The organism is Variovorax boronicumulans (genome assembly GCF_040544675.1).
Lineage (GTDB): Bacteria > Pseudomonadota > Gammaproteobacteria > Burkholderiales > Burkholderiaceae_C > Variovorax > Variovorax boronicumulans_D.
The window spans coordinates 39,461-51,472 of record NZ_JBEPKK010000017.1 but is presented as its reverse complement, the minus strand read 5'-3'; the positions used below and the strand labels follow the sequence as shown (position 1 = coordinate 51,472).

Genomic DNA, 12,012 nt, shown 5'->3' with positions numbered 1-12,012 from the left:
CGCCCTATTTCGCCTTGGGTGCCGGCAAGCGCCCCAGCACGCCCTCCACCGCGAGGCCCACGGCGAGCAGCTTGCGGTCGCTGCCGGCCGGCCCGTCCAGTTCCAGCCCCACCGGCAAGCCGCTGGTCGCGCCCAGGCCCGAGGGCAACTGCACGCCCGGAATGCCGGCATTGCTGCCGGGGTCGGTGTTCTGGATCAGCGCGCCGAAGTTCTCGGGGCTGCTGGCCTCGGGCGCGGCCGCCAGGGCCACGCGCGGCACGGTCGGGAACACGAGCGCATCGAGCCTGTCCTTGGCGAAAGTGTCGCGGTAGAGCTTCTGCAATGCGGGCCGCGCAACGCGCATCGCGTTGTCGTAGGCCGGCTTCGCATCGACCACGCCGTTCGGTGCGGGCAGCTTGCGCGGAATCACGAAGGCCTCGAAGGTGCCCTTGACGTCGGGGCTCGCGATGCCCGCCGTGAGCTGCGCGATATCGATGCCGGTGCGGTACTTCGCCAGGTAGACCACCAAGTCGTCGTGCGCCTCGTAGAGCGCGAGCGGGAAGCCGATCGCGCCGTTGAGCGCCATGAGCCCGGGCATCTCCACATCCACCAGCGTGACGCCGGCCGCGCGCAGCTTGGCGAGCGCGGCATCGGTGGCGGCGCGCGTGTCGGCATCGAGGTTCGCGTAGAAAGCCGGCACCACGCCCAGCCGCACGCGCTTCAGGTCCGCGGGCTTGAGGGCCGCACCGCCCGCGATCACGCGGTCGAGCAGTGCGACGTCGGCCATCGACTGCGCCATCGGTCCGGCGGTGTCGCGGGTGTGCGAGATCGGCGCAATACCCTGTTGCGAGTAGCGGCCCATGCTCGGACGCAGCGACGCGCAGCCGTTGAACGCGCACGGAATGCGCACCGAGCCGCCGGTGTCGGTCCCCAGCGCCGCCGGCGCCATGCGCGCACCGAGGGCCGCGCCGTTGCCCGACGACGATCCGCCCGCGATGCGGCTCGCGTCATACGCATTGCGCACGCCGACCTCGGGGCCGGTCTGGAACGCGGGGTTGTAGCCGGTGACGCCGAAGGCCAGCTCGTGCATGTTCGTCTTGCCGAGGATGACCGCGCCGGCCGCGCGCAGCTTCGCGACCACCGGCGCATCGGCGGCGGGCACGAAGCCCTTGAGCGCCGGAGAGCCGGCAGTGGCGGGCAGGCCCTTGACCTGGATGTTGTCCTTGATGACCACCGGCAGCCCGGCCAGCGGCTTGCAGGCGCCTCCGCGCTTTCGCTGTTGTGCATCGGCGGCGCGTGCGGCCTTCAGCGCGCCGGCCTCGTCGAGCGTGATGAAGGCATTGAGGTTCGCCCCGGCCTTCGCCTGCGCAAGGTAGGCCGACACCAGTTGCTCGCTGGTCAGGGTGCCGGCGCAGAGCTGCTGCACGGCGTCCGTGGCGGTCAGCGTGGCGATGTCGGGGGCGGCGGGCTGGGCCTGGGCGGCAAAGCCCATGGCGCAGCCCAGCACAGCCAGGGAGAAGGAAACGCGTTTGAAAAGGGACATGGCAAGGACCTTCGACGAAGAGACCGCCATGCTGCGCCGCCGGCGCTGTCCTGTCTGTCATCGAAACCGATGACAGGGCACGGCAGTGCCGCTACTGGAACATCACCCACTCGGGCCGCATGTTCAATCGCACCGGCAGGATGCTCACGCCCAGGCCGCTGGTCACGTACATGCGCTTGCCCTTGTGCGCGATCCAGCCGTAGGCCCACTCGCGCGGCGCGCGCCCCGGCACCACCAGCGCGCCATATCCCGGCACGCTGACCTGCCCACCGTGCGTGTGCGCCGCGACCACCAGCCCCCGCGTGCGCGGCATGGTCGCGAAGCTGAAGGGGTCGTGCATCATGACCAGCGTGGCTGCGCCCTGCGGCACGCCGGCCAACGCCTTGTCGGGCTGCGAATGGCCGGTCGAGTCGTCGCCGATACCGACCACCCAGAGCTCGTGGCCGGGCAGGCGCACCGAGGCGTTCTCCAGCACGCGGATGCCCTGCGCGGACAGGGCCTTGGCCGTGCGCTCGCCGTCGTGCCACCAGTCGTGGTTGCCGAGCACCGCATACACGCCCTGCGGCGCCTTCAGGCGGCCGAGCACGGCGGCCATCGCTTCGATGGGAAAGGCCTCGTCGTCGCCCGAGCCCGCAAGAAAGTCGCCCGGCAGTAGGATCACATCGGGCTGCGCCGCATTGATCTGGTCGACGATGGCCGCGGCGCGGTCCGCGCTGGTCACGCGCCACAGCGAACGCGTGCTGAGGTGCCAGTCGCCCGCCACGGCCACCTTGAGCCCGGCGGGCGCCTGCCACTGCGAATGGCTCAAGGGCTCGACGCGCGCCGCCACCCAGCGCGGCTCGATGAGGACGGCCCAGGCCGCCAATGCCAGCAGCAGGACCGCCATGGCGATCCGCACCCACGGCCGGCGGCGGCGCGTGCCGCTCACGCCAGCGCGCGCTGGATCAGCAGTTTCTGGATGTCCGAGGTGCCTTCGTAGATCTGGCACACCCGCACGTCGCGGTAGATGCGTTCGAGCGGAAAGTCGTTCACGTAGCCGTAGCCGCCCAGCGTCTGGATGGCGGCGCTGCACACGCGCTCGGCCATCTCGCTGGCAAAGAGCTTGGCCATGGCCGCTTCCTTCAGGCACGGCAGGCCCGCATCGCGCAGGCTCGCGGCGTGCCAGATGAGTTGGCGCGCGGCTTCCAGCTGCGTTGCGCACTCGGCGAGGCGAAAGCCCACGGCCTGCTGGTCGAAGATCGCACCGCCGAAGGCCTGGCGCTCCTTGGCATAGGCCAGCGCCACGTCGAAGGCGCTGCGCGCCATGCCCACGCTCTGCGCGGCGATGCCGATGCGGCCGCCTTCGAGCGCGCCCAACGCGATCTTGTAGCCCTCGCCTTCGGCGCCGATGAGGTTTTCCGCGGGGATGCGGCAGCCGTCGAAGTTGATCTGCGCGGTGTCGCTGCTGTGCTGGCCCAGCTTGTCTTCCAGGCGCGCCACGTTGTAGCCCGGTGCATCAGTCGGCACGATGAAGGCGCTCATGCCGCGCTTGCCCGCGCCCTTGTCGGTCACTGCGATGACGATGGCGACCTGCCCGTTCTTGCCGCTGGTGATGAACTGCTTCACGCCGTCGATCACGTAGCCGTCGCCGTCCTTGCGCGCGGTGGTGCGCAGGCTCGATGCGTCGCTGCCGGCCTGCGGCTCGGTGAGGCAGAAGGCGCCGAGCATCTGGCCCTGCGCGAGCGGCTCCAGCCATTGCTTCTTTTGCTGCGCGTTGCCGTAGCGCATGAGGATCGCGTTGACCGGGCAGTTGGTCACGCTGATCGCGGTGCTGGTGCCGCCGTCGCCGGCCGCGATTTCTTCGAGCACCAGCGCGAGCGTGAGGTAGTCCAGGCCCGCGCCGCCATGCTCCTCGGGCACGCAGATGCCGTAGGCGCCCAGCGCCGCCAGGCCCTGGTGCGCCTCTTTCGGAAAGCTGTGTTCGCGGTCCCACTTGGGGGCGTGGGGCCAGAGTTCGGCTTGCGAGAAATCGCGCACCGCGTCGCGGATGGCTTCCTGGTCGGCACTGAGCAGCATGGCGTGTCTCCTGTATTTTTCTTTGTGTTTACTTGCCTGCGCCCAAGTCCATGATCAGCCGTGCCGCCATGTACAGGCGGCGCGGAATGGCGCTGATGTCCACGTACTCGGCCTTGTCGCTGTGATAACCGAAGCCCGGCAGGCCCAGGCTTTCGATCACCGGCTTGCCCGAGAGCGCCGCATACGCTGCATCGGTGCCGCCGCCGGTGCGCTCGTCCACCCCCAGCGTGCCGCCGGCTTCCTTGTAGAAGCCCACGGCCTTCTCGACGAGCTTCTTGCCGCCTTCGCCGGCATTGAACGCCGGACGGCCGCGCGTGACCAGCACCTTGACGTCGGCTTCGGGCAGCTTCTTCTGCTGCGCTTTTTCTTCCAGCGTCTTCATCGCGGCTTCGAAGTCTTCGTTGCGCGCATAACGCACGTCGGCGTTCAGCGTGGCGCTGGCCGGGATGATGTTCGACACGTTGCCGGCCTTGGCAATGGTCCAGTTGAAGCGCAGGTGCTTCGCCTTGTCGTCGATGCTCATGGTGCGCAGCACGAGGTCGGAGGCCTCGACCAGCGCGTTCACGCCCAGGTCGGGCGCGGCGCCCGCATGCGAGGCCTTGCCGGTGATGTTGACCTGCACGTAGGCGATGCCCGAGGTGCCCAGCGAAAGCCGCTCGTCGCCGGCGCTGGTGGGCTCGAAGGAGAGCACGTAGTCGGCCAGCTTGGCTTCTTCCTGGATGAGGTCGCGCGAACCGAAGGAGCCTTTTTCCTCGTCGGTGTTGAACAGCACGGTGATGGTGCCGTAGTCGCGCACACCGTAGTCCTTGAGCAGCTTGAGCGTGTGCAGGATGACCGCGTTGCCGCCCTTGTCGTCGGCGATGCCGGGGCCGTAGGCCTTGTCGCCTTCGACCCTGAACGGCGCCTTGGCGAGCGTGCCCTTGAGGTACACGGTGTCCATGTGCGACATCAGCAGCAGGTTCTTGCCGCCGCGGCCCTTGAGCTTGCCCACGATGTTGTCGCCGACCACGAGGCCGGCCGACTTGCTGCGGGTGACGGTGAAGCCCAGCGCCTTGAGTTCGCCTTCGAGATAGTTGCCGGCGGCGGCAATGCCTTCGGCGTCGCCGGTGCCGGTCTCGATGTTGACCAGCTTCTCCAGCGTCTTGATGACGGCGGGTTGCTCGTCGGTCGCGGCCTGGAACAGCACGTTGTCGCGCTTTTGCGCCCAGCTGGCAGGAACCAAAAACGTCAGGGTGAGCAATGCGGCGGCGGCTTTGCGGGGAAATGCCAGGTACATGAAAGAGGGCTCCAGAAGGCGGGCGAAACTTCCATTCTAGGCATCGACACCCTGCTTTCCGACGACCTCAGCGCACGCTCAAGTCGACGCAGGTGGGCAGCAAAAACTTCTGGCTCTCCAGATGCCCTGCAAGATTCGACAGCTCTTCGGAACCAAGACGTTGCGCGTCCGTGCGCAGAAGCCTCAGCATTTGCTGCGGCCCGTCTGTGAGCCGCGACTGTGCATCGACAGACAGCCAGCAATACAGCCTCGTGAGGTCCGCAGGATCCGTGGACCAGCGACTCTGGAAATAAGTGATCAGGCCGCCGAGGTCATGTGCGTAGCCGTTTCGACGCGCGGCGAGCTCCAGGGACAAACCGCGGCTCTCGTCCTTGGCAAAGCCCTCCAAGCCCAGGATCGTGTGACGGCCCAGCTGCAATTGGCACTCCGCATGACCGCCTTCCGCCCCCTTGATCAACCATTTCCTGGCCATGTCGACCTGCTCCGCAGATCGCCGCGAGGGCTTGGCCTGGGCGACGAGCCCTGTCATCAGGCACATCGCACCTTGGTCACCTTGCTCCGCAAGCACCTGAAGCCTGGCCATCGGACCATCGAGCGGATAGACGAATCCGCCGTTTGGCTGGAGCACCTGCAATGCGATATGCGCCAGCTCGAGGCCTTCACTTGCCAACTGCTTCCAACGCTCTTCGCGTTGCTTGACACCGGCTTCGGTCGGATAGCGGCGGCTCAAGCGATTCCATTGCGACAACTCGCTGAAAAGCTCCTGCTCGTAGGCAGAGCGCTGCATTTCGCTCAGTTGTGCGGCACGTCGAGCGTCAAACGCGCGCAGATTCTGGCGAGGAAAGTCCTCGCGAGCGGATTCGTATAAAAGCAAGGCGCACATCGTGACCAGGATGGCTCCTGCCACCCATGCGAGCCAAGGCAGCGAGCGACGGGAAGAGGCCGTCATTCGCGGAACGCGCCGACGATTTCCGCTTCGGCAGGGCAGGAACTACCAGGTTCACGCCACCCGAGGAGGATTGTTTTTGCGTCGTCGCGCAAAAGCTCATAGCCGTGATCGTAGAAGCCGGGCTCGTACAGCATCGCCAACCGGGATTGAACGCGCCGACCTATCAAACGCTGCAGCCGTGCGGAGTCGGCATTGCAGAACCGGTGGCCTTCAATTCGCAATTGAAGCCTGCAGACGGTGTCAGAGCCCCGTTGAAATCTTGTATGAACACCAGACATCGCGCCGTCTGGCGATCGCAGCGCCACAGAAAAGAAACTGTTGGAGCTCGGGACTTTTGAATTTTCTTCAGCATGAATTGAAAGCACTTCCCCAATTGCTTTCAAATCGCACAAAGACCGGCTGTCATTGCGCCCCAAGGCAGCCAGTTGCAAGACCATGCGATCCGATTTCGACATGAAACCGGCTTCTACTGTTGGCGTGGCGACTGCAAATAAAACAAGCGCCGTCGATGCCACAAGCACGAGCTTCAGAGCCCTTTTATTCAGGCGCAGATGATTTCGATTGCCTTGCAATTGGCTTTTAACCAGCCAATTGCATCTTTTTTGGCGACTATCCATTTTCCCCGAAACTCCATTCCGCCTCGCAACGCACCGCGCATGTCTACGAGGCCGAAATGGTAGCAGCAGTTTTCAGGGGGAAATGTTAAATAAGCATCAATTAATTATTGCCCTATTTATCATTGAAAGACAATTTGAAATAAATCAAATCAATTCGATAGCCACCGCCGTGCCTTCGCCGCCGCCGATGCACAGCGTGGCCACGCCGCGCTTCTTGCCGCGCGCCTTCAGCGCATGGATGAGGGTGACCATGATCCGCGCACCGCTCGCGCCGATCGGGTGGCCCAGCGCGCAGGCGCCGCCGTTCACGTTGACGATGTCGTGCGACACGTCCAGCTCGTGCATCAGCGCCATCGGCACCACGGCGAAAGCTTCGTTCACTTCCCACAGATCGACGTCCTTCACGGTCCAGCCGGTCTTCTTGAAGAGCTTGGCCACCGCACCGACGGGCGCGGTGGAGAACCACTCGGGCTCCTGCGCGTGCGTGGCGTGGCCGACGAGGCGGGCGATGGGCTTGGCGCCGATCTTCTTTGCGTGCGACTCGGTCATCATGACCAGCGCGGCGGCGCCGTCGTTGATCGACGAACTCGAGGCGGCGGTGATGGTGCCGTTCTCTTTCTTGAACGCGGGCTTGAGCGTCGGGATCTTGTCGAGCTTGACCTTGCCCGGGCCTTCGTCGATGGAGATCACGGTGTCGCCGCCGCGGCCCTTCACGGTGACCGGCACGATCTCGTCCTTGAACGCACCCGATTCGGTGGCCGCCTTGGCGCGCTGCACGCTGGCAATGGCAAAGGCGTCCTGCTGCTCGCGGGTGAACTTGTACTTGGCGGCGCAGTCTTCGCCGAAGGTGCCCATCGAACGGCCCGGCTGGTAGGCGTCTTCCAGGCCGTCGAGCATCATGTGGTCATAGATCTTGTCGTGGCCCATGCGGTAGCCGCCGCGGCCCTTGAGCATGAGGTAAGGCGCATTGGTCATGCTCTCCATGCCGCCTGCCACGATCACCTCGTGCGTGCCTGCCAGCAGCAGGTCGTGCGCGAGCATCGCGGCCTTCATGGCCGAGCCGCACATCTTGCTGAGCGTGACCGCGCCCGCGCTGTCGGGCAGGCCGCCCTTGTAGGCCGCCTGGCGCGCCGGGGCCTGGCCCTGGCCGGCCATCAGGCAGTTGCCGAACAGCACTTCGCCCACGCTCTCGGGCGCGATGCCGGCGCGCTCCACGGCGGCCTTGATGGCGGCGCCGCCCAGGTCGTGGGCGGAGAGGGAAGAAAAGTCGCCTTGAAAGCCGCCCATGGGGGTTCGGGCGGCGCCGACGATGACGATGGATTCGGACATGAGGGTCTCCTTCTTGAATGCGGATGTGAAAGTGAAACGGTCGGCTGCAGCCTTGGCCGCGGGCCGGTCAGAAATGGGTCGCGTGCCCCTCGTGCTGGAAGCGCTGCGATTCTTCGTACGGGAACACATCCAGCATCTGCCCTGCCTGGATGCGTTCCTTGTGGTGCTGCCAGAAGGCGGCGTCGAGCAGGTCGGCGTGGTGCGCCATGAAGGCGCTGCGCACGTCGGGGTTACCGAGCAGAAAGGGCTCGAAGGTCTCCGGGAACACGTCCTTCGGGCCCACCGAGTACCAGACCTCGCCGCTCATCTCGTCTTCTTCGTTGCGCGGCGCGGGCACCTTGCGAAACTTGCAATCGGTGACGTATTCGATCTCGTCGTAGTCGTAGAACACGACCTTGCCGCCGCGCGTGACGCCGAAGTTCTTCCACAGCATGTCGCCGGGAAAGATGTTGGCCGCGACCATGTCCTTGATGGCGTTGCCGTACTCGACCACCGCGTGTTCGAGTTGGTCTTTCGCGCGCCTGGCATGGGCCGGGCTCTCGGGGTGCGCGAGCGTGTCGAAGGCCTCCTGCAGGTAAATGTTGAGCGGGATCATGCGGCGCTCGATGTAGACGTGCTTGAGCACCACCTCCATCTCCCCGTTGCCGTCGCGGTCGCCGATCTCCAGCTGGCTGGGCGCGAACTTCTGGATTTCCTCGATCAGCTCGGGCTCGAAGCGGTCGAGCGGAAAACCCACGTCGCTGTACTCCAGCGTGTCGGCCATGCGCCCCACGCGGTCGTGCTGCTTCACGAGCATGTACTTGCCCTTGATCTGCTCGCGCGTGGTGTCCTTCTGCGGCGGATAGAAGTCCTTGATGACCTTGAAGACGAACGGAAACGAAGGCAGGTCGAACACCAGCATGACCATGCCCTTGATGCCGGGTGCGATGCGAAAGCGGTCGCTCGAGTAGTTCAGGTGCGAGAGAAAGTCGCGGTAGAAAAGCGTCTTGCCCTGCTTGGCCAGGCCCAGCGCGTTGTAGATCTCGGCGCGCGGCTTGCGCGGCATCAGCGAGCGCAAGAACTGCACCCAGGCCGAGGGCACTTCCATGTCGACCATGAAGTAGGCGCGCGCAAAGCTGAAGAGCATCTGCAGGTCGTCTTCGCCGAAGAGCGCCGCATCGATGTAGAACCTGCCGGCGCTGTCATGCAGTATCGGCAGCGCAAACGGAATCTCGGTGAAGCCGTTCATGATCTTGCCGACCACGTATGCGCCCTTGTTGCGAAAGAACAGGCCCGAGAGCACCTGCAACTGGAAGTTGGCGCGCAGCTTCACCTGTTGAAAGCGGTTCAGAACGACCTGCGCCACGCGCTCGGCATCGCGCCGCTTGTCGGCATAGCTGCCCTGCAGCGCGAAGTCGTCGAGCATCTGCTCCAGCGTGTCGGCCAGTGTGTCGTGCGCGGGGTAATACGGGCGGTAGGTCGGCGCGCCGCGCGGCTCGATGTACTCGGTGCTGATCGCGGGGCGAACGAAGATGAAGTCGTTCTGGAAGTACGCGCGGTGCAGGATCTTGGTGGTCACCGAGTTGAAGAAGCTCTCGGCCAGCTCGGGCTGGTGGTGGTCCACCAGAAGGCCGATGAAGTGCAGCTTGACCTGGTGCCACACCTCCATCGGCTGCTCGCCGGCCTTGAACTCTTTCTCGAGCCGGGCCACGGCCTCGTTCACGCGCAGGTCGTAGAACTCGATGCGTTCCCGCTGCGCCCGCTGCTGGCCGTGCCAGTCCGCAGTTTCGAAACGGTGCTTGGCGCGCGCCGATTCGGCGCGGAACAACCGGTAGTGCCGGTTGAACCCGTCGATCATCGCCTTGGCGATGTCGTAGGCCAGCGACGAATCGAGGCGCTGCGGGAACATGGCCCGGCCGGCTCAGGCCGTGCTGGCTTCGGTGCCGTCGGCGCCCGCCTGCGCGGAAGGCGAAGGGAGCGCCGCGCCCGCGGGCTTGCTCCACTTGTAGCGGATGCGCTGCACCGCGGCCTTGTAGGCCCCGTCCAGCGGCTTGGCGCCGTCGACGCTCAGGCCCAGGTCCTGCAGCAGGCCGTCGTGCACGCCGAAGGTCCAGCCGTGGATGCGCACCTTCTGGCCGCGCGCCCAGGCATCGACCATGACGGTGCTGACGGCCACGTTGACCACCTGCTCGGCCACGTTGAGCTCGCACAGCGCATCGACACGCACCTCTTCGGGCAGGCTGTCGAGCATCGTGGCGTGGCGGTCGCGCACGTCCTGGATGTGGCGGATCCAGTTGTCGGCCAGGCCGATGCGCTTGCCGCTGAGCGCGGCCTTCACGCCCGCGCAGCCGTAGTGGCCCACCACCATGATGTGCTCGACCTTCAGGTGCTCGACCGCGAACTGGATCGCCGACAGCGCGTTGAGGTCGGAGTGCACCACGATGTTGGCCACGTTGCGATGCACGAACACCTCGCCCGGCTCCAGGCCGGTGATCTGGTTGGCGGGCACTCGGCTGTCGGAGCAGCCGATCCACATGTAGCGCGGCGTCTGCTGCTTCACCAGGCCGGTGAAGAAGCCGGGACGGTCGCGTTCCATTTGTGCGGACCAGGCACGGTTGTGGGCGAAGAGGTCGTCGATGTTGTTGTCGGACATAGGAGTGGGATTGTCGATGAGTCGTGCCTCGGATGGCGGTTTCATGCGGTCCTGGACTTCTTTTGGGCGCGCGCCAAGGTGGCCCGGCCCTTTTTCTCGTGTGCGCGCACTTCGGCGATGTTGGCCTGCAGCTCGGTCATCTGCGCTTCGAGCTGCGCCCGGTGTGCACCCAGCACGCCGAGAAACTTCTGCAGCTGCGGCACGGTGTCGCGCGGGCTGTCGTACATGTCGAGGATGTCCTTGGCCTCGGTCAGGCTCAGGCCCAGGCGCTTGGCACGCAGGGTGAGCGTGAGCCGCGCCCGGTCGCGCGCGGTGTACACACGCTGCAGGCCGGCCCGCTCGGGCGTGAGCAGGCCCATGTCCTCGTAGAAGCGGATGGCCCGCGTCGTGAGGTCGAACTCCTTGGCAAGCTCGCTGATGGTGAAGGTTTGCGCAGACATGGCGAAAGGGTTTCAGGCACGTCCGGCAAGGGCGTTACGGGGGCGACAGCAGACTTCGGTCGCGCTCCCTACAATGAAGCCACTCATCCATGACGTTTACGTAAACGTCAATCTTACATGAACCTCCTCGAACGCGAACTCCACTACACCCTTGGCGACACCCTGCCCGCGCCCGGCGAGGCGCTGCAGGTTGCGCCCGGCGTGCGCTGGATCCGCATGCGGCTGCCCTTTGCGCTGGACCATATCAACCTCTGGCTGCTGCGCGACACCATCGACGGCGTCGAGGGCTGGACCGTGGTGGACTGCTGCATCGCGCACGACGAGGCGCGCGCGCAGTGGGAGCAGATCTTCGAGACCCAGCTGCAGGGCCTGCCGATCCTGCGCGTCATCGTCACCCACATGCACCCCGACCACATCGGCCTGGCCGCGTGGCTTTGCGAGCGCTGGAACGCACCGCTGTGGATCAGCGCCACCGACTACCACGTGGCCCGCGTGCTGAGCACCGCCGGCGACACGCTCGCGGGCGGCGACGCGGCAGCCAGCTTCTTCGCCTCGCACGGCCTCGCCGACCCCGAAGCCATCGCCAAGATCCGCGCGCGCACCAACTACTACGCGAACATGGTGCCCTCGGTGCCCGACCGCTTCGTGCGCATGATGGATGGCGACCTCGTGCGCATCGGCGGCCACGACTGGCGCTGCATCAGCGGCTACGGCCATGCACCCGAGCACATCGCGCTGTACTGCGACGCGCAGAAGCTGCTGCTGGGCGGCGACATGATGCTGCCGCGCATCTCTACCAACGTGAGCGTGCATGCGGGCGAGCCCGAGGCGAACTCGCTGCGGCTCTTTCTGGACAGCATCGACAAGTTCAAGAGGCTGCCGGCCGACACGGTGGGCCTGCCCTCGCATGGCAAGCCCTTCACCGGCATCCACCGCCGCGTGGACCAGCTGCAGGAACACCACCGCGACCGCCTCGCCGAATTGCTCGAAGCCTGCACGGCGCGCGCGCTCACCGCGGCCGAGGGCCTGCCGATCCTGTTCAAGCGCGAACTCGATCTGCACCAGATGACCTTTGCGATGGGCGAGACGATCGCGCACTTTCACCTGCTGTGGTTCTCGGGGCAAGTGAAGCGCGAACTAAGCAAAGACGGTGTCTACCGCTTTGGGGCACGGAGCGCCGCCGTCTAGCCCT

Annotated in this window: 11 protein-coding genes; 1 reads left to right on the top strand and 10 read right to left on the bottom strand. The window is 65.8% G+C overall.

Annotated elements, in window-relative coordinates:
* Positions 1 to 4: 4 nt before the first annotated feature.
* From iaaH to ABIC90_RS23685, 10 genes are all read right to left on the bottom strand, one after another.
* Positions 5 to 1,522 carry an indoleacetamide hydrolase gene (gene iaaH / locus ABIC90_RS23730; protein WP_354358516.1) on the bottom strand — a complete coding sequence of 506 codons (1,518 nt, stop codon included), beginning with the start codon at positions 1,520 to 1,522 and terminating at the stop codon, positions 5 to 7.
* A gap of 91 nt (positions 1,523 to 1,613) precedes the next feature.
* Positions 1,614 to 2,450 carry a metallophosphoesterase gene (locus ABIC90_RS23725; protein WP_354358514.1) on the bottom strand — a complete coding sequence of 279 codons (837 nt, stop codon included), beginning with the start codon at positions 2,448 to 2,450 and terminating at the stop codon, positions 1,614 to 1,616.
* Positions 2,447 to 3,577, bottom strand: coding sequence for an acyl-CoA dehydrogenase family protein (locus ABIC90_RS23720; RefSeq protein WP_354358512.1), 1,131 nt, complete (start codon positions 3,575 to 3,577; stop codon positions 2,447 to 2,449). Before ABIC90_RS23720 ends, ABIC90_RS23725 begins: the two co-directional genes overlap by 4 nt.
* 28 nt (positions 3,578 to 3,605) lie before the next feature.
* Positions 3,606 to 4,853 (bottom strand): glutamate carboxypeptidase, encoded by a 1,248-nt coding sequence (locus ABIC90_RS23715; RefSeq protein WP_354358509.1) that lies wholly within the window; start codon positions 4,851 to 4,853, stop codon positions 3,606 to 3,608.
* A gap of 67 nt (positions 4,854 to 4,920) precedes the next feature.
* Positions 4,921 to 5,802, bottom strand: coding sequence for a hypothetical protein (locus tag ABIC90_RS23710; protein WP_354358507.1), 882 nt, complete (start codon positions 5,800 to 5,802; stop codon positions 4,921 to 4,923).
* Positions 5,799 to 6,419 (bottom strand): hypothetical protein, encoded by a 621-nt coding sequence (locus ABIC90_RS23705; protein ID WP_354358505.1) that lies wholly within the window; start codon positions 6,417 to 6,419, stop codon positions 5,799 to 5,801. Before ABIC90_RS23705 ends, ABIC90_RS23710 begins: the two co-directional genes overlap by 4 nt.
* A gap of 144 nt (positions 6,420 to 6,563) precedes the next feature.
* Positions 6,564 to 7,748, bottom strand: coding sequence for an acetyl-CoA C-acyltransferase (locus tag ABIC90_RS23700; RefSeq protein WP_354358503.1), 1,185 nt, complete (start codon positions 7,746 to 7,748; stop codon positions 6,564 to 6,566).
* A 67-nt stretch (positions 7,749 to 7,815) separates the two neighbouring features.
* Positions 7,816 to 9,636, bottom strand: coding sequence for a bifunctional isocitrate dehydrogenase kinase/phosphatase (gene aceK, locus ABIC90_RS23695; RefSeq protein WP_354358501.1), 1,821 nt, complete (start codon positions 9,634 to 9,636; stop codon positions 7,816 to 7,818).
* A 12-nt stretch (positions 9,637 to 9,648) separates the two neighbouring features.
* On the bottom strand, positions 9,649 to 10,380 hold the full coding sequence (gene can, locus ABIC90_RS23690; RefSeq protein ID WP_354358499.1) for a carbonate dehydratase: 732 nt from the start codon (positions 10,378 to 10,380) through the stop codon (positions 9,649 to 9,651).
* 41 nt (positions 10,381 to 10,421) lie between these two features.
* Complete coding sequence (locus ABIC90_RS23685) at positions 10,422 to 10,820, bottom strand: MerR family transcriptional regulator (RefSeq protein ID WP_354358497.1); 399 nt, start codon at positions 10,818 to 10,820, stop codon at positions 10,422 to 10,424.
* Positions 10,821 to 10,937: 117 nt separating this feature from the next.
* On the opposite strand from ABIC90_RS23685, the gene ABIC90_RS23680 reads away from it, so the two are divergent.
* Positions 10,938 to 12,008 (top strand): MBL fold metallo-hydrolase, encoded by a 1,071-nt coding sequence (locus ABIC90_RS23680; protein ID WP_354358495.1) that lies wholly within the window; start codon positions 10,938 to 10,940, stop codon positions 12,006 to 12,008.
* Positions 12,009 to 12,012 lie beyond the last annotated feature (4 nt).